At 35.8% G+C, this 20,754-nt stretch carries 20 protein-coding genes and 1 tRNA gene; 1 reads left to right on the forward strand and 20 read right to left on the reverse strand.

Annotated features, from left to right (window positions below; translation table 11 throughout):
* Positions 1-26: 26 nt before the first annotated feature.
* From OD90_RS06315 to abc-f, 15 genes are all read right to left on the reverse strand, one after another.
* Positions 27-515 carry a DUF4199 domain-containing protein gene (locus OD90_RS06315; RefSeq protein WP_144668088.1) on the reverse strand — a complete coding sequence of 163 codons (489 nt, stop codon included), beginning with the start codon at positions 513-515 and terminating at the stop codon, positions 27-29.
* 90 nt (positions 516-605) lie between these two features.
* Positions 606-1,139, reverse strand: coding sequence for an RNA methyltransferase (locus OD90_RS06320; protein ID WP_144668090.1), 534 nt, complete (start codon positions 1,137-1,139; stop codon positions 606-608).
* A gap of 27 nt (positions 1,140-1,166) precedes the next feature.
* Entirely contained in the window at positions 1,167-2,051 is an 885-nt protein-coding gene (era, locus tag OD90_RS06325) for a GTPase Era (RefSeq protein ID WP_144668091.1), read from the reverse strand.
* 125 nt (positions 2,052-2,176) lie between these two features.
* A complete protein-coding gene (locus OD90_RS06330; RefSeq protein WP_144669651.1) occupies positions 2,177-2,638 on the reverse strand; it encodes an RNA methyltransferase in 462 nt (153 codons plus the stop codon).
* 71 nt (positions 2,639-2,709) lie between these two features.
* Positions 2,710-2,934 carry a hypothetical protein gene (locus OD90_RS06335; protein ID WP_144669652.1) on the reverse strand — a complete coding sequence of 75 codons (225 nt, stop codon included), beginning with the start codon at positions 2,932-2,934 and terminating at the stop codon, positions 2,710-2,712.
* A 147-nt stretch (positions 2,935-3,081) separates the two neighbouring features.
* Positions 3,082-4,530 carry a BLUF domain-containing protein gene (locus tag OD90_RS06340; RefSeq protein ID WP_144668093.1) on the reverse strand — a complete coding sequence of 483 codons (1,449 nt, stop codon included), beginning with the start codon at positions 4,528-4,530 and terminating at the stop codon, positions 3,082-3,084.
* A gap of 147 nt (positions 4,531-4,677) precedes the next feature.
* A complete protein-coding gene (locus OD90_RS06345) occupies positions 4,678-4,893 on the reverse strand; it encodes a YgjV family protein (protein WP_186434718.1) in 216 nt (71 codons plus the stop codon).
* A 59-nt stretch (positions 4,894-4,952) separates the two neighbouring features.
* Positions 4,953-5,025 (reverse strand) — tRNA-Met (locus tag OD90_RS06350).
* Positions 5,026-5,149: 124 nt separating this feature from the next.
* Positions 5,150-5,551: an STAS/SEC14 domain-containing protein gene (locus OD90_RS06355; protein ID WP_144668095.1), complete on the reverse strand. Its 402-nt coding sequence runs from the start codon at positions 5,549-5,551 to the stop codon at positions 5,150-5,152.
* Positions 5,552-5,571: 20 nt separating this feature from the next.
* Complete coding sequence (locus tag OD90_RS06360; protein WP_144668097.1) at positions 5,572-5,751, reverse strand: CPXCG motif-containing cysteine-rich protein; 180 nt, start codon at positions 5,749-5,751, stop codon at positions 5,572-5,574.
* A gap of 43 nt (positions 5,752-5,794) precedes the next feature.
* Positions 5,795-7,162 carry a TolC family protein gene (locus OD90_RS06365; protein WP_144668099.1) on the reverse strand — a complete coding sequence of 456 codons (1,368 nt, stop codon included), beginning with the start codon at positions 7,160-7,162 and terminating at the stop codon, positions 5,795-5,797.
* The gene (locus tag OD90_RS06370) at positions 7,159-7,827 is read right to left on the reverse strand and encodes a hypothetical protein (protein ID WP_144668101.1); all 669 of its coding nucleotides are present in this window, start codon (positions 7,825-7,827) and stop codon (positions 7,159-7,161) included. Before OD90_RS06370 ends, OD90_RS06365 begins: the two co-directional genes overlap by 4 nt.
* Entirely contained in the window at positions 7,824-11,072 is a 3,249-nt protein-coding gene (locus OD90_RS06375; protein WP_144668103.1) for an efflux RND transporter permease subunit, read from the reverse strand. Before OD90_RS06375 ends, OD90_RS06370 begins: the two co-directional genes overlap by 4 nt.
* A gap of 1 nt (position 11,073) precedes the next feature.
* Positions 11,074-12,210 (reverse strand): efflux RND transporter periplasmic adaptor subunit, encoded by a 1,137-nt coding sequence (locus OD90_RS06380; RefSeq protein WP_144668105.1) that lies wholly within the window; start codon positions 12,208-12,210, stop codon positions 11,074-11,076.
* Between the two features lie 300 nt (positions 12,211-12,510).
* Entirely contained in the window at positions 12,511-14,424 is a 1,914-nt protein-coding gene (abc-f, locus tag OD90_RS06385; RefSeq protein WP_144668107.1) for a ribosomal protection-like ABC-F family protein, read from the reverse strand.
* An 81-nt stretch (positions 14,425-14,505) separates the two neighbouring features.
* Between abc-f and OD90_RS06390 the strand changes: the two genes are divergently transcribed.
* Positions 14,506-14,895 carry a DUF983 domain-containing protein gene (locus OD90_RS06390; protein WP_144668109.1) on the forward strand — a complete coding sequence of 130 codons (390 nt, stop codon included), beginning with the start codon at positions 14,506-14,508 and terminating at the stop codon, positions 14,893-14,895.
* A 45-nt stretch (positions 14,896-14,940) separates the two neighbouring features.
* Here the strand turns inward: OD90_RS06390 and OD90_RS06395 are convergent, their stop codons facing one another.
* The 5 genes from OD90_RS06395 to gldK all read right to left on the reverse strand — a co-directional run bounded on the left by OD90_RS06395 (position 14,941) and on the right by gldK (position 20,687).
* On the reverse strand, positions 14,941-15,990 hold the full coding sequence (locus OD90_RS06395; RefSeq protein WP_144668111.1) for an NAD(P)/FAD-dependent oxidoreductase: 1,050 nt from the start codon (positions 15,988-15,990) through the stop codon (positions 14,941-14,943).
* A gap of 111 nt (positions 15,991-16,101) precedes the next feature.
* Positions 16,102-16,995 (reverse strand): gliding motility protein GldN, encoded by an 894-nt coding sequence (gene gldN / locus OD90_RS06400; protein ID WP_144668113.1) that lies wholly within the window; start codon positions 16,993-16,995, stop codon positions 16,102-16,104.
* Between the two features lie 13 nt (positions 16,996-17,008).
* Positions 17,009-18,562: a gliding motility protein GldM gene (gene gldM / locus OD90_RS06405; protein ID WP_144668115.1), complete on the reverse strand. Its 1,554-nt coding sequence runs from the start codon at positions 18,560-18,562 to the stop codon at positions 17,009-17,011.
* 49 nt (positions 18,563-18,611) lie between these two features.
* A complete protein-coding gene (gene gldL / locus OD90_RS06410; protein ID WP_144668117.1) occupies positions 18,612-19,244 on the reverse strand; it encodes a gliding motility protein GldL in 633 nt (210 codons plus the stop codon).
* A 75-nt stretch (positions 19,245-19,319) separates the two neighbouring features.
* Positions 19,320-20,687: a gliding motility lipoprotein GldK gene (gldK, locus tag OD90_RS06415; RefSeq protein ID WP_144668119.1), complete on the reverse strand. Its 1,368-nt coding sequence runs from the start codon at positions 20,685-20,687 to the stop codon at positions 19,320-19,322.
* Positions 20,688-20,754 lie beyond the last annotated feature (67 nt).

A 20,754-nucleotide genomic window follows, 5' to 3' on the forward strand; every position in this document is an offset into this window, starting at 1 on the left:
GGCTTTTTTTTGATACACCGTAGTAATTATCCGCGTATGGAATCACCCCTGTCCTTTAGTATTTTATTTGTCCCCTGTGTGTTCCAACTGGGTTTGAATAATTGCATAAAACATAGAGCTAAGCATATTGCAGATGCAAAACCACAAATGGCTACTGTAAAGATTACCGCACCTATGCTCGTGTTATAGGTTTTTTGCCAAGGACCTATCATTCCGTCTAAAAATTCTGGATTAATATTCCCTGCGTAAAGAGCAAAAAATCCTGTAAATAATAGTGTCGCTATAAACCCAGAGACAACCCCATTAACTAGCCCGTCTGAATATGAAAAAGACGCACCTTTACGGATCTTGGTGTATTTAATCACTTCAAAAATTCCAAAGCCTACAATAACCCCATTAAACAAGGAAAAGAGTACTTGGGTATGTAAGTCAAAAAGAGATAGTATTAAAAAGTATGCTATAAGTCCCGCAGCCATTGCTATGGCAAATCTAATAGGCATTGTAAATCTTGACATAATGTTTATTTTTATTTACATAAAGATAAACAAAATCAAAATTCAATTATGCCAAGTAGCTGTTAAATAGTAGGGTATAAAAAATCAAACTTAAAGTAATTTACTATATAGATCCCAAACCACCACACCACAGGAAACAGAAATATTAAGTGAATGCTTGGTCCCAACTTGTGGGATTTCTATCACTGCATTTGACAAAGACACGATCTCTTGTTGAACTCCTTTCACTTCATTCCCAAACACTACTGCATATTTTTTATGTGAAGATGGCTCAAACTCGTTAAGCATGATTGCATCCTCTGCTTGCTCCACAGCACAGATTTGAACCCCTTCATTTTGTAACTTTCGCGTAAGCGTAACCACATCTTCTACATACTCCCAAGAAACGGAATCTGTAGCTCCTAAGGCGGTTTTTTGAATATCCCGATGCGGTGGAGAGGCTGTAATACCACAGAGATAGATTTTTTCAATAAGAAAAGCATCTGCTGTACGAAAAACAGAGCCCACATTATTGAGACTTCTTATATTATCTAAAATAATGATAATAGGAGTTTTTACAGCTTCCTTAAAATCTGTAATAGATTTACGAGTGAGCTCGCTATTTTTCAGCTTTCGGTTATTCATAATTACAGCAGGAACATCCTTTTAATTTTATTTCTGATTGTAACCAAAACGTTTGAGCTGGCGTTCACTGCTTCTCCAGTTTTTATTCACTTTTACATATAATTCAAGATGAACTTGTTTTCCAAAAAACTTTTCGAGATCTTTTCTTGCCTCTACTCCCACTCTTTTGAGAGCACTTCCTTTATGACCAATAATAATCCCTTTTTGACTCTCGCGCTCTACCATGATAACGGCGCGCATACGGATAATTTCTTCCTCTTCAAAAAATTCTTCGGTATCAATCTCTACAGCATAAGGTATTTCCTTCTTATAGTGAAGTAAGATTTTTTCTCTTATAATCTCATTTACAAAAAAGCGCTCAGGCTTATCAGTAAGCTGATCTTTAGGATAAAAAGCTGGTGACTCTGGTAATAGTTCAATAATTCTATTGAAAACTTGTGGAACCCCAAAGTTTTCTAATGCAGAAATTGCAAATACCTCAGCATTAGGCACTTTTTCTGTCCATAATGTAAGCGCTTCATTAAGTAACGTTTCATCACCTTTATCAATCTTGTTTATGAGTAATAACACAGGGATTTTTGCGGAGCGTATCTTATTAAAAAAAGCCTCGTCCTTAAGCTCCTTTTCTCCTAGTTCTACGATATACAATAGCACATCTGCATCTTCAAAGGCACTTTTTACAAAATCCATCATAGAGGCTTGCAACTCATATGCTGGTTTTATAATACCAGGCGTATCACTTAATATCATTTGGAAATCCTCACCATTTACAATCCCTAAGATACGGTGACGTGTCGTTTGAGCTTTAGAAGTAATAATACTCAAACGCTCCCCTACAAAAGCATTCATAAGTGTACTTTTCCCAACATTTGGGTTTCCTATAATATTTACAAATCCTGCTTTATGAGCCATAACTAACATCTTTTACGCAAAGATACTTTAATGAAAGCATTTTGAGGCAGCCATGAGGTCAAGAAACTGACTCAAAGCAGTAGATCTCAGGTAATATTACAGTACGCTTTCGCGAAAGCGTAAAATCAAGATCTTGATTTCTGGCGCGTTCTGTCATACATAACAATACTGCCCGCTACAGCAACATTAAGACTAAATGTTGAAGAAAATTGAACTAAAAAATGAGACTCTTTGATAGCATCCTTAGAGAGTCCGTGGTCTTCAGCACCTAGTAGGTAAACACATCTTCTGGGATGCTCAAATGTTTCTAAGGAAGCAGCGTTTTCATCCAGCTCGACACCTACAATACGCACGCCTTTAGGTAAATGGGTTTTAAAATCTTGAAAATTATCGTAGTGATAATAAGGCATTGAATGCACTGCGTTGTGAGTATCACTAGCTTGCTTTGCATACCGTTTACCTATTGTAAAAATAAAGCTTGCCCCTAAGTTTTGTGCAGACCTCCATAAAACCCCTAAGTTTTCTGGGGTTTTTCCATTTTGAATCCCTATCCCAAAGAATTCATTTTTAAAATTATCTGGCTGCATCGTAGTATATATAATAGTAAAGAAAATAAAGATCATAAAAAAGAGACCGTCTTGTGGAGGTCTCTTTTTTATTACATACTATCAGGTCTTCCCTTTAAGCGTTTTTCAATTTTCTTTTTCTTTTCAGTGAGACGTTTCATAGCATCCATAATCTCTGGATCTTTGGTCTCTTTAAAAATCTCATTCAGTGCAAGAATGAGACGCTTTGCTTCTCTTGAAGCTGCAACGCGATCACTGGTGGACATATTGCTCATAGAAGCATTTTCAAACTCCACCGCTTCTTCCATTAATTTCATACAGTATTTCAAATTTTGGCGAATGTAAGACAACGCACTCTAATTTCCAAAGATTGATCAAAAAATATGCCCTAAATGCTACTCAAAAAATTGAAAATCAGCGATTAAGAACCGTTTTGACGCTGTACTATCATCAGTTATTAGAAACTACCCAGCCACCTTCATCCTATCACTAACACGCTTCCAAAGAATATCTGCAGCAACAGAAGTATTTTTTAAGCTATCTAACATTTCATTTACATTAATGTGCTCAAATAATTGAGGATCATCTTGTGACCTCAAATCTCCACCTCCTGATACGGTAGCGAGATGCCAACCTTCAAATGTGCGTCCTACAGTAAAACCTTTCCATATAATTTCGACATTTGTATGACGATCATCAGATTTTATGCTATTGTACAACTCCAATACGTCTTTTTTAGAGCCTTCTATCATTTGAAAAAAAGTAGCTTCATGATGTACTAAACACCCAGAAATATTATGTCGCATATTATTACTTCTAGAATTAGACACCATTTTATCAATATCGCTTTGTGTTAAAGATTTTTTTGCCTTTGACCTGTAACTGAGTTCAAATATTACTTCTTTATCACATACCTTTTTTCTAAAATCACTAGGCAGTAAGCCGTAAACCTCCTTATATTTTTTTGAAAAATAACTTCTGCTTGACAATCCTATTGAGTACACAATCTCAGAGATTGTATTATTTGTATTGAGTAAAAGTTCCCGAGCTCGCTCCATTTTTAAGCGAATAATTAGACTGTTTACTGTTTCTCCAAAAATATGTTGCACCCCACTCTGAAGTTTTGCTGGTCCCATAGCTGCAGTACGAGAGAGTTCTTTTACAGACAGTTTGCTCCCTATATTTGATTTAATATAATCTCCTAAATCAATTATTTTACGTAACTCATCATCGCGTAAACCATGTGTTGTATTAGTATTAGCATCAGACTTTTGGTAAGAATCTATCTGTTCTGAGATAGTTTTAAGCACTGCACTTTCTGCCAATAGCCTACCTATAACATCTGTTCTGGTGTTTTTTACTAACAATGTTGTGTGCTCTGCAATCCTAGGAGAGATTTCTCCAAAATACTGAAAAGCGGTATCCTGCCCATCTACTTCAAAAAGTTCAAATACATCTTTCCATAATCCTTCTCTACTATGATACACGTCCTCAGTCATATTTTCTTTCATCGCTAGGATGGCAGTCATAGATATTTGAACATTTGCAGGTAGAATAATTGTGTTTTGCTCATCTGTAGCACTTGACAGAATTACATTCTGTAAATGACCAATTTTATTTACCTTATCTGTATTTTCAAATTTGTGATAGAAATAACCTTCTATACAATAAAGAAAATATAAAGGATTCATTTGGCTTTCATCCTTTGTAAAAATAAATTCCTCTGATAACTTGATGTTATAGGTCCTTACCACAAGACCTGAGAAGATGACATGGTTTGTAATCACGCCCTTACCGTTATCATTATCCAGCACAAGCTTAGATGCCCCAAGACTCTCACTGAAATCTGCCTCTAGAAATACAGCGAGCTTGCGAAGTTGGTCTGCAGGGGTTAACTCACTAATGTTTAACATTTTTGATAAAACTTAAAACACAAAACTAAGTACTCTAATACTCTCTCATTGACGCAATTGAAAAAAATATGAATGCTGTTTGCTGGATTTGGTGCTATAAAATTAATAAAAAACCTACAATTAAAAGACCTCTAGGGTACTTTTGGTCTATTTCTTAATAAACAGATAATACCCATTTACTAATAATATGGCAACATTTGTAATAATAATAGGGATGCTGCCTAGCAGTACTCCATAAGCTACAAAGAGGGCGCATCCTACAGAGTTCACAATACGCAGCTTACGTAGATCTTTATTAAAAAATGACAGTAACACAAATAGACTTGCTAGATACCCAATGATTTCTGTTGGATTTATTTCCATAAATTTCTAATTAAGATATAAAAAAAGTCCCAACCTTTACGGTTGGGACTTTTACTTAGTAGCGGGAACTGGACTCGAACCAGTGACCTTCGGGTTATGAGCCCGACGAGCTGCCTACTGCTCTATCCCGCGCTATTGGATGGCAAATATACAACCATTTTAAGGCTAAAACCTAATATGAAAGCTTAAAATATTTGTAAAAATTTTTATTTCTATTTATTTCACTGGAAATAAACTAATTGTGAGTAGAGAAATATTATGTCTTTTTTGAAACCCTCAAGTTTGATGACTGGATTATCCATGAAAGTGCATCAACACGCTCCCCTAAAGTGAACGTTTTAAGTTCTGAATCCATTAATACACCTTTAAATGTCGACAAGTTTCGTATCCAGTCTCTGTCTGTTACAACTGCAACTCTTTCAAATCTGTTACTATGGTTGATGTTAAAAAGCATTTCTTCCATCAATGCCTTAAGATTTACATCTTCAGTATCATCTTCTTCCAAATATAGATTTATAGATTCGTACTTCTCCAGCTTTTCAAGAATAGATTCCTTGATCTCATCCACACCTTCTTGGTCAAGTTTTTTTTCAAATACAAACCCTATAACTCTCTCAGAAATATTTAGTGTAACTACCATAGCTTGCTTATTACACAAAAGGTACGGCTTTTAAAGATTCACTGTTCAATATTTGATGCCGTAAATTCTGACAATTCACCTTCTTGAAATACTGTTCGGATTTCTATAGGGTTACAACATACTTCACAATCCTCCACATATATAGAATTTGCAGAAGGATCTAGAAGCATAGATATTGTTTCCCAACAGTATGGACATTGAAAAAAATGCTCGTACATAATGTAGGTTTTGTGTCAAGTTTGCTTTCGCGAAAGCGTAAAACTAAAAATCGACGTTAAGTAACTGTCCCGTCAACTGCAACAGTGTAAGTTCAGCTAGCTTAGCTGTGTATTTTGCAGCGTTCTTACTCGTTTGAGTATTGAGCAAATTAAGCTGCGCCTGCCGAAATTCTATACTTGTGATCTGTCCAAGTTTTAATCTTTCCTGTGAACGTTCAAAATTTGCAATACTAGTTGCTACGTTATCTTCTTGAAGATGGTAGATCGCTAGTGCATTAATATAATTTCCGCGAGCATTTGCAATATCTCTTTTTACAGATTGTTCTAGCTGCGCCTTTAAAATTTCTTGACTATCTAGAGCTATTTTTGCATTTTTTAGTCCTACAATAGAGCGCCCTCCGTCAAAAAGATTCCACCGTAAACTAGCTCCTGCCACTAATGAAGTAGATGTTCTTGTTGTGCTAGGAAAAAATGCAGAGGCAGGATTATTTGCTAGATTCCATCCATAGCTTCCAGTAAGACCTATGGTAGGTAAAAACAGACCTTTTGCTTTTTTTATCTCATAATCATTAATGAGTATGTCTTGTTCAATTTGCAACAAACTCACGTTGTTTAAAGTGGCATTTTCAAGATAGCTATCCATAAGAAGAGGGCTTACAAATGTAACAGTAGTATCTGCCGTTTTTAAATCTTGTATATCACTGGCCAAGACGACATTTAAATCTCGTTGTGCGTTACGCAGTTGTTGAGATGCATTTAATAAATTAATACTATCCGTTACAATATCCACCTGAGCATTGAGTATTTGAAGTCTATTTACCTGTCCATAGTCAAATTGATACTGAGCACGAGTTTCTCGCTGTTTTGAGATTTCTAAAGCCGACTCTAGTACTGATATATTTTCTTCAATTCTAGCAACTTCATAGTATACAGAAAAAAGTTGAAGCATTACATTTTCTATAGTTTCTCTCGCTTCTAACTGAGATAAATTATATCGTTCTTTGAGTTGCTTGTAATTGTAAAATCTTCCCAAGCCGTCAAATAATGTATAACTGGCATTTATGGATGCATCATAACGAGTTGTCTCTGCATCGTCAATGATTATATCAGGACGGGGATTGCCCTGTTGATCTAATGCACCTCCAAAATCATTAGTACTACTTGTTCTATCAAAGTTTGCGCCTGCAAGTCCAAAAACTGTAGGCAAATAATTTGAATTGAGAATACTCGTATTATTTTCAGCAATGGCGACTTGGTTTGTCGCTAGTAGAACCCCAAAGTTGTTCTCTAGCATTTGTTGTACAGCATCCTCTTTGGATAATAATTGTGCCGTTTGCTGTGGGTACGCTTTCGCGAAAGCAAAAAAACAAATAATACATCCAATATGTTTAACTAATCTTGATGGAATCATCCTATATTTTTAATTTTACGTACCAGCTCCTCAAGTGTCATTTTTTGTTTCAAATTATAAGCACTTGCATATATTATTTCATTATCTCCAAGTTTAAAAATGAGCTCCTCATCTTGAGTCTCTAGAGACGCATCCTGCGGCACATATTTTAAATCATCTCCTCCTTTGTGTACTTCTAAAGAATCTCGCTTTTGCTCTAAGCTAAAAGATCTATAATCTAAAAATCGATGCACACCTTTAAGCATTTTAAAACCTACACCTCCAGCAAGTATCATCAGTGCATACGTAATTAATTTTGTAAGTGTGAATTCATTATCACCAAAGAACATCGCTATAAGAAGCCAGAAGTGTATTAATCCTATCAATGCTAACATAAAACCTATTACGATAGCTACGATATCCATTAACTGCGCACTGCTATCTCTTTTTACAATAAGGCTATCATCATCAAACTGAGCCTTGAAACCCAAGTCTTTTAGTACATCGAGGTTTCTTATTGCAGTTTCTGTCTCTGAAATTAGTAATTGAAGTGTTGAAGTATCTTGTGTGATTTTTCTTTTATTAAACTCCCTTAATAAATTAAGTTGCGCCTCGTAAGTGAGTTTATTCACGTTATCAAGTACAGTTATCAATTCTCTATCGGTATGATTTTTATACAAATTCATGAGGCAATCTCCGTGTTTGAATTATACGCTACTTGTTGACCTTCTTCATTTGCTGCTTCTTCTTCCATTTCTTTTACCGCACGCTCTGAACTTTCTCTAGGTACTTTTCTACCCACTATTAATTTTTCTGTAGTTGTTTTCATCCAATTACTAAAAGACAAGAAAATAGGTAACATCACTAGGGTAAGAATTGTAGCAAAACCAATCCCATAAGCTATACTTATTGCCATAGGAATTAAAAATTGAGCCTGTCTACTCTCTTCAAAAATAAGTGGAGCAAGTCCAGCAATTGTAGTTATAGAGGTTAAGAAAATAGCTCTAAATCGAGAACGACCAGCATCAAAAATGGCTTCATCAAAGGTCATTCCTTCCCTGAGATTACTATTAAATTTACCTATAAGAACAAGCCCATCATTTACCATTATCCCAATAAGCGCAATAATACCTAACATTGACAAAATATTTACTGGAAAATCGTGTATCCAATGCCCCCAAGCTACCGCGGGCAAGCTCAATGGAATTAATAACAGCAACATTAATGGCTGACTATAGCTACGGAATGTAAAAGCTATCACAATATAAATAAGTAGAAGTACCGTCAAGCCTACTGGCTTTAGAGATCCAGTAAGTTTACCTGCCTCTCTATTTTGACCTTCATACGATGGTGTCACCGTTGGGTACTTTGATAAGATCTCTGGCATCACATTATTTTGCAGTTCTGCCATCACATCTGTTGCACTTACTTCCTTTGGATTTTCAAGATCTGCAGATATTTGAATTTCACGTCTACCTTCTAGATGATTTATAGCTACATCTCCACGATCAATAGTGTACGTTGCTATTTCATTAAGTGGCACTTTTGCTCCGCTAGGTGTTGCGATGCGCATCTCATCAAGATCTGTTATTGATGTTCTATTTTCTTTGTCGTAACGTACCCAGACGCGTATCTCATCTTGGCCTCTTTGAAAACGCTGTGCCTGAGTTCCAAAAAATCCAGATCTGACTTGAGCCATCACACTTTGGAGATTGAGCCCTAATGCGTAAGCACTTTCATTTAGCTCAAGCCGTATTTCTTTTATTCCTGCGGGGTCATTGTCAGTAACGTCTTTAATCTCTGGATTGGACTCTAGATATTCCTTGAGCTCCTCTTTAACCGCTTTTAATTCTGCAATGTTATTTCCCAATAAGGATACAGAAACTGGGCTACCACCAAAGTTTCCTCCACTTCCATATACTAAGCTCTCTACACCTACAACCTGCCCTACCTTTTTGCGTAAACGATTTGTGACCAATGCGCTTGTAATCTCATTAGGTCGCTCCTCTCCCGGCAATAAATTTAAAGATAGTGAGGCTTGAGAACCTCCAGGACCCACAGTTTTAATTAGATTTTCAAAAAGCTCAGTATTCGTTCCATTTAGATATTCTGAAGTAAGTTCTTGATTAACTTCGTTTGCCTTGTCTTCAATAAAGGATATAATACTATCAGTAACTTTTTCATTTGTTCCGTTAGGCATATTGAGTGTTACACGTACGTTATCACTTGCTATTTGTGGAAAGAACGCTCCTCTTATAATCCCTGCTTGAAAACTTCCTAGCGTTAATATTACAAACACAATAAAAAAGGAAAACATGAGAAACTTGTAATCTAGCGCAAATCTCAAGACAGGACTATATACGTTATCTCGTAACCACTGCATAATACGATCACCAAACTCGTTAATGTACCTCAATTTTGAGAATATTTTTGCTATTCCTTTTTTTGGTGCATTACTCTCTGTTCTCAATGCTTTTGAATGAGCAAGGTGGGCTGGAAGAATAATTAAGGCTTCTACCAAAGAAACTAATAATGTTAGCATCACAATTACAGATACTTCTCCGAAAAATTCACCTATACGACCATCTAAAAACAGAAAAATCCCAAAGGCTAGTATGGTTGTTGTAATGGCACTTAAAATTGGAGGCAATACCTCCATGGTTCCATCTACGGCTGCTTGTATTGGAGTTTTACCTCGCTCATAATGCTGATAAATATTTTCTGCAATTACAATTCCATCATCTACGAGAATACCAATAACAATGATCATCCCAAACAGAGATAAAACATTGATCGTGACATTGAAGTATCCAGCTAGCATAAACATCCCTAAAAAAGCAACTGGTAATCCAAACGCTACCCAAAAGGCTAACCTTGTATTAAGGAACACAGACAGAAAAATTAAAACTAACAGCATCCCTACAATAGCATTTTCAGTAAGTAATTTTGTACGCTGTACTAAGGTTATTGACAAGTCATTTACAACAGCAAGTTGTACGTTATTATATTTTTGATTAAAATTTTCAATGTACTCCTTAGTAGCCTCTGCCGCTCCTATCAGGTCTTCTGTATTAGTAGAAGTGATCGTTACATTTACTGCTAGATTACCGTTGTAATAATTTGCATTAGGTGTTTCCGAAAAACGGTCTCTAACTTGTGCAACGTCTTTAAGTCTAATCGTGCGACCATTTGCGTCAGATCTTACGACCACATTTGACAGCTCATCCCCGTAATAAGATCTATTATTTGCCCTTATTAGATACTCCTCTGCATCTGTTTTTATTGTACCTCCTGTGGTGAGTATATTAGATCTGCTCACTGCTTGAGAAACCTCCGCAAATGTTAGATTATACGCGAGTAAGCTGTTTTCATTTACCGCAATCTCAATCTCTTCTGCAGGATATCCAGATACATTTATTTGAGAAATACCATCAATACCACGCAGGTCGTTTTCTACCTGACGGCCTATTTGCTTAAGTGTTGCTAATTCTACATTGTCACCACTTATAGCAAAAGATATAGTCTGTCGAATGGCTTCTTGTTTGGCAACCACAAGTGGCTCCATACCTGATGGAAAAGACGGAACACGGTCTACCGCATTCTTTATCTCCAAAAGCATAAAATCTATATCCTTTCCCTTCTCGATTTCTACATTAATGTTTCCACTATTCTCACGAGAAGTAGATACGACACGTTCTACACCATCTAATCCTTTTAAATTATCCTCAATTTTAAGTACGATCCCTTCTTCTATCTCTTGAGGAGATGCTCCAGGGTAAACGACACTTATATTAATATTTTTTGAATCTACTAGCGGAAAAAAAGAAGATTTAAGTGATAAAGCTCCTACAATACCAAAAACAAAAAACATCAATACGATCACATTTACTGCGACGTGATATTTTATAAAATACTCTATAATTTTGCGCATACTACTCTGCTTGTGTTTGGGTATCCTTTCCTTCTTGATACATCTTAACTAGCATACCAGCATAAGCGCCAGGAACTGGTTTACTAACAATACGCGTTCCATCAGGAACTCCTTTTACAACTACTTCTTTTTCGGAAAAATATACAGGTTGCACATTTATCATTTCTAGTATAGAATCCCGCACGGTAAAAAGTTGATTTTCTGGCTGTAGTAAGCCTCTAGGTATTGATATAGCGTCTGCCTCTTCTTTTGCCTCTAATACAGCTTCGAGATATACTCCCTCTTTTAAATCTGACCCCTTCACCTCTATGTATGCATTTATAGTTTGCGAAGCTTGATCTATATTTCCATTGACACGACTTACTTTACCTATGTATTCTCGCTCCCCATTAATAGTTGTAAGCATCACTTGGCTCCCAATTTTCAATAAATCTGCGTAAGATTTGCTAATGGCCACCTCAAGTTCATACACACTTGTATCGATAAACTCTCCTAATTTTTGTCCTGGACGAACAAGGGTTCCTTCTGTAACTAGTGTTTCTGTCAATATTCCAGAAAATGGAGCAGCAATTCTATACTTGCTTAATCGTTGTTCGAGGTTTTTTACATTGTAATAGGATGTAAGTATATTACGGCCTGAGATAAAATACTTTTCCTTTTCTGATGTCATTTCTGGAAGCTCAGGTGTGTTCTTATTTACATCAAATGTATTGAGGTAGGCATTCCACTTTTGAAAAGAATCTGGGTAATCTAAACGCAGGTCTGGCATAATCGCTGTAATCTGATCATATAGTGCACTTTTCTGAGCTTTAACTTGGGCGTAATATTCTGCGCTATTTAGGCTTAATAACGTTTCTCCTTTACGATAGGTTTGTCCTGGTTTAAACAATTTACTACCTCGTTGTAAAACACCTTGAACTTCTGAGAAAAGCTCTAGTCTACGTTGAGAAACAAGATTTCCATTAGCAGAAATATTAATAGGAACAATTCCATTGTTTACGGTATCTACGAAAACAGTTTTAATAACTTTCTTAGGCTTAGGACGTTCTTTTTGATTGCTGGCAATTATGGCCTGTGATGCAAAATAGGCTCCTATAATTAATATGAGTCCTACAACTGAAAGTATAACTTTACGCATTTAGAGTAGTTTAAATATATATCCTTAGAGACAAGCAGTCAAAGGATTGGAATTTACAAAGCTACCTATGTAAAACAGTCGCAGTTGTTAAGAAGTTCTTAAATAAAATGTTATAAAAGTTATTATTACAAGGTATTAAGTTATAAGCATGAGAGGGTAATAACTAAGTTACCTTTCCATGTATACCCTAGTACTTCTATATTAAAAAAAACTGATCGATATACCGAGGAGCACTCTTTATGTAGAACCTCTTTGAGTTAGGGAATTTGCAGAAATACGCTTTCGCGAAAGCGTGAAAATTCAACTCAACGCGTCTAGCTCTTCAGTGATAGCCTCCCATTCTTCCATTAGGATGTCTAACTTTTTTTTCTTTTTATTGTAGATGTCAAAAAAATCTGCCTTTGCGATGGTTTCCTCATAATTTACAGCCAGCTCTACATCTAAAGCTTTAACTTCTCGCTCTAGCTTATTAATATTTGCTTCGGCCTTGCTTAATCTATTGTTTAAAGATTTGAGTTTCTTCTGATCTTCAAACGATTTTTTACTTTCCTTAGGTTTTTCATCTGTTTTTTTAACAACATCTCGTTTCTCTATATCCCTTAGATTAGATACATCACGCTGTTCTAGATAATAATCTATATCACCTAGATATTCTTTTATACGCTTATCCTTAAATTCATACACGCGATCTGTAAGGCCTTGTAAAAAATCTCTATCGTGAGAAACTACAATAAGTGTACCCTCAAATTGATTAAGACTATCTTTCAAGACGTTTTTAGACTTTATATCTAAATGGTTTGTAGGCTCATCCATTACAAGCACGTTAAATGGTTGTAACATCAATTTTGCTAAGGCTAACCTATTACGTTCCCCTCCAGAAAGCACCCTTACATATTTATCTACCTCCTCACCTCGAAAGAGAAAAGAACCTAAAATATTACGCACATTGGGCCGCGTTTTTTCATCTGCTGCATCAATCATTGTTTCTTCAACAGTTTTTGATCCATCTAGATATTCAGCTTGATTTTGAGCAAAGTATCCTATCTGGACATTGTGTCCTAGCTTTACATTTCCTTTATGAGATAACTCTCCCACAATGATTTTTGCAAGCGTAGATTTTCCTTGACCATTTTGTCCTACAAAGGCCGTTTTTGTATCACGTTCTATGAGTAAGTCTATGTTTTGAAGTACATTTTTATCTTCGTAGCTTTTTTCAACTCCTTCTGCTTCTACAACGACTTTTCCAGGGGTTACAGATACGGGAAATTTCAGAGTCATCACACTATTATCATCCTCATCTACTTCAATACGATCTATTTTATCTAACTTTTTTATGAGAGATTGTGCCATTGTAGCTTTAGAAGCTTTGGCGCGGAATTTTTCAATAAGCTTTTCTGTTTGTTCAATTTGCTTCTGTTGGTTCTTTTGAGATGCAAGCTGCTGCTCTCTTAGCTCTTTACGCAACACAAGATATTCTGAGTATGGCTTTGGGTAATCATAAATACGACCTAGCGATATTTCAATGGTTCTATTAGTAACGTTATCTAAAAACATCTTATCGTGAGAAACAATAACTACTGCTCCTGTGTATCCCTTTAAAAATGTTTCTAACCATATTATAGACTCAATATCTAAGTGATTAGTAGGTTCATCAAGCAATAAGATATCATGATTTTGCAATAGTAATTTTGCCAGTTCAATACGCATGCGCCACCCTCCAGAAAATGTGTCAGTAAGCTTGTCAAAATCATCACGTTTAAAACCTAAACCTTGCAATATACGTTCTGTTTCACCTTTGTAATTATAACCTCCATGCACTTCATATTGCTCTTGAACTTCATTTACATCAATCATTAATTGATGATAGCCCTCACTTTCGTAATCTGTACGAGTTGCTAGCTGATTGTTTATATCATCTAACTGAGCTTCTAGTTTTTTTATTTTGGCGAAAGCCTCATAAGATTCTTCAAGAACTGTGCGCCCTTCTACAAAATCTATATCCTGCTTTAAGAATCCAATACTTACCTCTTTCTCTATAGCAATAGAACCTGTATCGTATTGCTGCTCACCAGAAATAATTCGTAGCATTGTAGATTTACCTGCTCCATTTTTACCTACAAGCCCTACCCGATCTCCGTCCCCTAGACGAAATGTTATTTCTTCAAATAAGTATTCGCCTTGAAAAGACACTGAAAGATTATGAATATTAAGCATATCTGGATAAGTAAAAATTATAAACCCTTTGTTTTAAGGAGTGCAAAAATGCTTAAATTTGTACTCTAAACCAATGAGATTATGGGATTTCTAAAAGGATCAAAACTATACAGCATCTTCACAGGCACTTGCCCTGTATGTCAAAATGAATCCATGTATAGAACTCAAAACCCCTATAAGCTTTCTCAAACCCTCAAAATGCATGAACGCTGCTCTCATTGCGACACAAAATATAAAATAGAACCTTCTTTTTTTTATGGAGCAATGTATGTAAGCTACCCAGTAGGGATCGCATTTGCAACCGCAGCTTTTGTAATTACTTATTTGTTATTTGAAGCTACACTCACTAATACTTTTATTGCGATAATAGGCACAATGATCGTTTTTATGCCAGTGATAATGAGGATTTCGCGTAATATATGGATTAATTTTTTTATGAAATATGACCCTTCAAAAAGCAAAATTACTTAAATACCAACTTTAACTGCAGCTTTAAATAAAGAGCATATTGATCTATTATTTGTTTGTAAATCTCACACAGTTGAGTTCTTCAGGTATAGACATCCCGTTTTCAATTGCATCATATAAATATTGAGCTAGCATAGGTCCTGCCATTACCCCCCTTGTCCCTAACCCGTTTATGATTGCAAGTTGTTTGTGCTTAGGATGGACCCCAAGAATAGGTCTTCTATCTCCAGTTGTGGGTCTTACTCCCGCTTCTTGATCTATAACTTCATAAGATACATTGATAACTAACTCTAACTTTGCGATTAATTCTTCCCTTGCCGAAAGTGTAGGCTTCCAGTCTTTATCAATCCAATTGTAAGTAGCACCAACTTTGTAAACGTCATTTCCTATAGGAATAATAAAGATAGATGATTTTATGGCTTCAGAAATTTTTAAACCTGGCGCTTTTATAAGTAAATACTCACCTTTATTTCCAACAATAGGTAATGAATTAAAATACGGATTATTTTTTACCCCAAAACCTTCGGCAAAAACTATATACTTCGCCCTATAATTTCCATAAATAGCGTAATCATCTTTAAAGACTATAGTATTATGGGAAAATAACGCTTTCGAGAAACTGCTATTCTTCTCCAGATAATTGATATAGCTTTTTTGTAAATCTCTAATAGCTAATCTTCCTGTTTCTTGCACCTTCCCGTAATCAAATGGTACATTAACTGCTTTGTTTGAGTTTCTAATCACAGAAGGGCTCAAGAATCTTTTTAACCCATCTTTATCGCTAGCGGCAAACCAATTGTTTTGATCCTCTATAGAATGAAATACTTTACGCACGGACAGATCATTCATGAAAGAAACACCGAGCTTGTTTTCTAAACTTTTAAAAAATAATAATGCATTATCAAACTGTTCTACTGCTTTGTAAGGTAATGTATAGCGCTTTAATATGACTGGATTATATAGTCCCGCTGCGACCTTGCTAGCACTCTCAATACCTTGATCTATCACTAAAAAAGACTTCCCTTCACGCTCACAAATATCTGCTAAGCAAATACCCGCAAGACCAAAGCCCACTATAATATAATCTAGATCCTTCATCCCACAAAAGTACCTTTTTAGATTAAGTATCTAAACAAACAAAATAAACGCTATAAAAAAACCACCTAAACAAATAATGCTTAGGTGGTTTTGAATCCATGAATATAGTTTCTAATAATTCCAGAGATCTTGTTCAATATCCCTGATAGTCTCTTTGATACGTTGAGATTCTAATAACTGCATCATTGCATTATCACTAATATAATCTTTAACTCTTCGATCACCTTGTACATTGTCCTCTCTGTAAATTGTAGCGTCAAAACGGCGACTATTTAACAAATGATCAAATGAAATAGGCATAGAAGTGTTCTTTCTATTAAATGCTTTTGCCTTGTGAAGTACATCTCTTGCTCCAGGGAACCAAACCCAAAATAATTCAATATCTGCTGCAGAGGCATCATCTAAAAAGTTTACATCTCCAGAAACCGGAGCAAGCCCTAGTAAACGATACTTTAACTCACCTTGACGCTTATCAATATACCAATATCCACGAATGTGATATGCGTTAATATTGTAAGCTGTAATTTCTGTACGCTCAATATTATAGTCTGAGATAGGCTCACCAGCATTTAACTGATCATACCCTGCGTCTGAGGTATCAACTTTTACCATTGCCGCACCAAGATCTTCTAATAATATTTTTTCAGTAAAATACGAGTCTCTGTAAATCGCATCAATCTTCCCATTTTTAATATTCTTAATAAGAACATCAAAAAGTGAGCGACGGTCAGATCCCATGTTTACCGTATCAATAGGATAATACAATGGAAAATTCACACGTTCATCGAGATCAATAACCTCCCACGTATTTTTTGACCATAGTACGTCTCGTTTCTCTACATAACCATATGGTAATGGCTCGTCATTGTCTTGTGCTTTTTGATCTTCAGTTATCTCAAACATCTCATCTGGCGTTTTTGCATTAAGGATGTTACCTTGTGCAAAAACAGAAGGGACTGTTACTAATAAACCGAGTACGACAAAAAATGATTTCTTAAGACTCATAATTAATTTTATTTTAGTTTGCTAACTCGATAAGTATTGGAGAAACTGTCTTCAATCTGTATCCTGAGTTACCTTTTATACTTGCTTTGATATCAAAAATCTGTACTGTAGATCCTCTCTTAGCTCTTTTTAAAGCAGATTTAGCTTGAGCATTAAGTCTATCACCTCTTACAGATACCGTCGCTGCTTCACCAGCACGAAATTTAAAACTATTTACTTTTAGATTTAAATTAAAATCAAAATCTGGAAGGACAGCACCAATAGGAGCTTTTTCAATAGTTCCTCTAGGTTTTTTTAACGAACCACTGTCGTCTCCACCAAGAGCTCCCACAGGACGTGGTATATCTTTAATACGGAAAACAGCTTTATCCGAAACAGTACCTCCACCGTCTGGTAGTTTTGCATTAACATTTATAGTTACTTCACGACCCTTTCCAGGTTTCATAATATAACTACTTCCTGATCTTTTACTTAAACCAGTACCAGATGCAGTGACTGCATTGTCAGATACACCAGCAAAAGATATCGTCATTGGATTTGCAACTCCACGATATACAACGTTCATTTTGTCTGCAGCTATTGTTGCAGAATTAGGTTTATTAATAGTTGTAAATGCCTGTGTAACTGCCACTTCAATTTCCTTACCATCTTGTGGGTAAAACAAAGATCCTGTTATTTCATGTGTTCCAACTCCTCCAGTGTTTACGCCAAGAACCAGCTTACCACCATCATAAGAAATTTTATCCTCTGGTATTGCTCTACCATCTAATTTTAACTCAACTCTTGAAGGCTTTGTAGACTCATCTACACGACCTAAAGAAAGTACACCATCAAATTTGGATCCTGTATAATAAGCTCCTTTAGAGGTAGTCATTACTGTCTCATAGTTATCTAAAGAGGCCAACTCTTTTAAATTTCCTGAGAGTAATTTAGTCAATAGCTCATTCTCTACAACCTTAATGTCATTTTGTAATTGAGATAATTTTGTTAGAGATGAAACTGACGGAAACCCTACATAATTATAAGAAATATAGTCCTTTTCTACACCTTCACTATCAACAATATCTGCTGTACTAAAATCTGCATTGATTTGAGAAGATAAAGCTTCATTATCACCGGCTAATTCTAACATCCCTTCTCTATACGTAGTCATTTGGTTTAAAAACTCTTGACCTTTAGGTGATATTTTTCCTCCAGCATAATAACGCTCATCTATAAAGTTAGACTTATCCATAGACTCGTAATCTTTAGGATCTTCTACCTCTGCTAAAAGTGCATCTTTCTCTGCTGCTAGATATGCAAAATATGCATCACCAAGATCCTTGGCTGATTTTGCCGTTGCAGCAGCAGCCTTAAACTCCTCGTTCTCATTAGCTTTCTTTGAAAGATCTGCAAGTGCAAGTTCATTTTTAGCTTCAAAAGTTGTGTTTGATCTATCAAACTTTTCATTAATTGATCCAAAGGCTGATAGTACTTCCTTAGACATATTAAGTGCTAGCATCGCTATAAACACTAGATACATCAAGTTAATCATTTTCTGCCTTGGGCTTTGTTTTCCTCCTGCCATTATCTTAAACTTTTAGTTGTTAATTAATTAATTGCGTTAACAACTAAGATTAGTTCTTAGACATTGCAGAAAGCATTCCACCATACACACCATTCAATGAAGATAGATTTGTTGCTAGGCTTTCCATTTGTTCTTTGAGCTTACCAGCATTTGTAGCTACTTGCTCATTGATTTCAGCTTGACGACTTGAAGACTCAACTTGTACTTTGTAAAGACTATTTAAAGATTCCATTTGAGCAGCAGCAAGTGCCATTTCTTCAGAATACTTTTTAGTAGAAGCCATGGCATCAGTAGTAGGAGCAATCCCTTTTGCAGCACCTTCAAAATTACGGATACTGTCTCCTAAGCTACTCATTAACTCTCCATCAATTTTTGCTTCTTTCAACATTACGTCTAATTTCTTAGAAAGTTGTGCTTCTGCATCTACAGGTGCTACCTTATTCTTACCATTAGTGTTTGATCCTGCTAATTCTGGATAAACCAATGACCAATCAAGTTCATCATCAACTGGCTCAAATGCAGAAATTGCAAAAACAACAGCCTCCGTAATAAGACCGATTATAAGCATTAAGTTTCCAAAAGGCCAGTGCATAATTTTAAATAATGCTCCGATAATTACAACTGCAGCTCCAAGTCCGTAGACCATGTTCATAAGCTTCTTTCCTGTGTTAGATTTTGCCATAATAGTTTTTTTTAGTTAAGTAAGTTAATTTAGTTAAGTAATTGAAAAAGTATAATTTGGGATAATTAAAAGGTATTATCTTGATTTTCTTAGGTTAATTTTATCATCAACACCCATAAAATCTTGTACGGTTCTGAAACCAATATAACTACGAGCACTATCTTGATACTCATAATCTCTAGAACTTACCTGTAGGAAGTAAGCAACGTCTTTCCAGGAACCTCCACGAATCACTTTACGGCGATTGTCCATATCGTTCACATTAGGGTTAATCGTAGACATATACTCATATGAGTTAGGATCGTAAGAAGAAGAAACCCATTCTGAGACATTACCAGCCATATTATAAAGATTATAATCATTAGGCTCATAGGCATCTGCCTCAACAGTATACAAAGCTTGATCTGCTCCGTAATCACCACGTAATGGCTTAAAGTTTGCTAGAAAACAACCGCGGTCATTCTTTGCATATGGACCTCCCCAAGGATAATCTCCACTTTCTAATCCGCCACGAGCAGCATACTCCCACTCTGCTTCACCTGGAAGTCTAAAACGATTAACAAACTGTCTATTTCTAGACTTCTGATAAGAGTTTTTATACATTGTTCGCCACTCACAAAATGCTTTTGCTTGCATCCAAGTAACACCTACTACTGGATATTCTCCATAAGCATCATGCCAGAAATAGTCATTGTGCATAGGTTCGTTGTAAGAATATGCAAAATCCTTAATCCAAACTGTAGTATCTGGATAAATTTTAATGGTTTCGGTTTTGATATGATCTTTTCTACTACCCTTACCTTTCTTTGCTGCTTCTTGAATATCTAAGTAAGTATAGCGAAATTCAAGCTTATCGACATCAATTGTACGCTGACCGTTGTACGCTTCATCCAAAGGAATGTACATAGTATCCATTACTTCAACATAGTATTCATCTGGATACTCTGCAGTATCCCAGATAAGATCAACATCCTTATTTAACTTTCGACCTTCAAATTCGTTATCACTTAAACCATAATAGTTATCTGCCATATATTGATCATATGGAGTCATATTTTCAGGATCTGCATCGCTAAATGCAAATTCACCTATACCACCAGTTCCTGGGGTTTCTCCAAGCTCGTCTGCTAAAATTGCAAGTTTAGTACGAATGGTTGAATCTTTTACCCACTCTACAAACTGACGATATTCTTCATTTGTGATTTCAGTTTCGTCCATGTAAAATGAACGCACTGTAACGGTTTTAGTTGGAGCATCATTAACCGCAGCAAAATCGTCATCACTCTTACCCATTATGAATGCACCACCAGAAATTAGGGTCATTCCATATGGTTTCTCGGGATTCCATCTTTTGCCTTTGGCTCCTACGAGCTCGCCCCGATCGCCTTTGCTACAACTAGCCAGCAAAGTCACTACCGCAATAAATGCAATGTACTTTTTCATAATTCTTAGGTTAAGATTCTAAAGTTAAGGTCGCAAACCTATTTATTTTATCTGATATAAACAATTT

Source organism: Dokdonia sp. Hel_I_53 (assembly GCF_007827465.1).
Classification (GTDB): domain Bacteria; phylum Bacteroidota; class Bacteroidia; order Flavobacteriales; family Flavobacteriaceae; genus Dokdonia.

Excerpts from the sequence above, each read along its gene's own strand:
- OD90_RS06315 (WP_144668088.1), bottom strand. The coding sequence starts at position 515 with ATGTCAAGATTTACAATGCCTATTAGATTTGCCATAGCAATGGCTGCG.
- OD90_RS06320 (WP_144668090.1), bottom strand. The coding sequence starts at position 1,139 with ATGAATAACCGAAAGCTGAAAAATAGCGAGCTCACTCGTAAATCTATT.
- era (WP_144668091.1), bottom strand. The coding sequence starts at position 2,051 with ATGGCTCATAAAGCAGGATTTGTAAATATTATAGGAAACCCAAATGTT.
- OD90_RS06330 (WP_144669651.1), bottom strand. The coding sequence starts at position 2,638 with ATGCAGCCAGATAATTTTAAAAATGAATTCTTTGGGATAGGGATTCAA.
- OD90_RS06335 (WP_144669652.1), bottom strand. The coding sequence starts at position 2,934 with ATGAAATTAATGGAAGAAGCGGTGGAGTTTGAAAATGCTTCTATGAGC.
- OD90_RS06340 (WP_144668093.1), bottom strand. The coding sequence starts at position 4,530 with ATGTTAAACATTAGTGAGTTAACCCCTGCAGACCAACTTCGCAAGCTC.
- OD90_RS06345 (WP_186434718.1), bottom strand. The coding sequence starts at position 4,893 with ATGGAAATAAATCCAACAGAAATCATTGGGTATCTAGCAAGTCTATTT.
- OD90_RS06360 (WP_144668097.1), bottom strand. The coding sequence starts at position 5,751 with ATGTACGAGCATTTTTTTCAATGTCCATACTGTTGGGAAACAATATCT.
- OD90_RS06365 (WP_144668099.1), bottom strand. The coding sequence starts at position 7,162 with ATGATTCCATCAAGATTAGTTAAACATATTGGATGTATTATTTGTTTT.
- OD90_RS06370 (WP_144668101.1), bottom strand. The coding sequence starts at position 7,827 with ATGAATTTGTATAAAAATCATACCGATAGAGAATTGATAACTGTACTT.
- OD90_RS06375 (WP_144668103.1), bottom strand. The coding sequence starts at position 11,072 with ATGCGCAAAATTATAGAGTATTTTATAAAATATCACGTCGCAGTAAAT.
- OD90_RS06380 (WP_144668105.1), bottom strand. The coding sequence starts at position 12,210 with ATGCGTAAAGTTATACTTTCAGTTGTAGGACTCATATTAATTATAGGA.
- abc-f (WP_144668107.1), bottom strand. The coding sequence starts at position 14,424 with ATGCTTAATATTCATAATCTTTCAGTGTCTTTTCAAGGCGAATACTTA.
- OD90_RS06390 (WP_144668109.1), top strand. The coding sequence starts at position 14,506 with ATGGGATTTCTAAAAGGATCAAAACTATACAGCATCTTCACAGGCACT.
- OD90_RS06395 (WP_144668111.1), bottom strand. The coding sequence starts at position 15,990 with ATGAAGGATCTAGATTATATTATAGTGGGCTTTGGTCTTGCGGGTATT.
- gldN (WP_144668113.1), bottom strand. The coding sequence starts at position 16,995 with ATGAGTCTTAAGAAATCATTTTTTGTCGTACTCGGTTTATTAGTAACA.
- gldM (WP_144668115.1), bottom strand. The coding sequence starts at position 18,562 with ATGGCAGGAGGAAAACAAAGCCCAAGGCAGAAAATGATTAACTTGATG.
- gldL (WP_144668117.1), bottom strand. The coding sequence starts at position 19,244 with ATGGCAAAATCTAACACAGGAAAGAAGCTTATGAACATGGTCTACGGA.
- gldK (WP_144668119.1), bottom strand. The coding sequence starts at position 20,687 with ATGAAAAAGTACATTGCATTTATTGCGGTAGTGACTTTGCTGGCTAGT.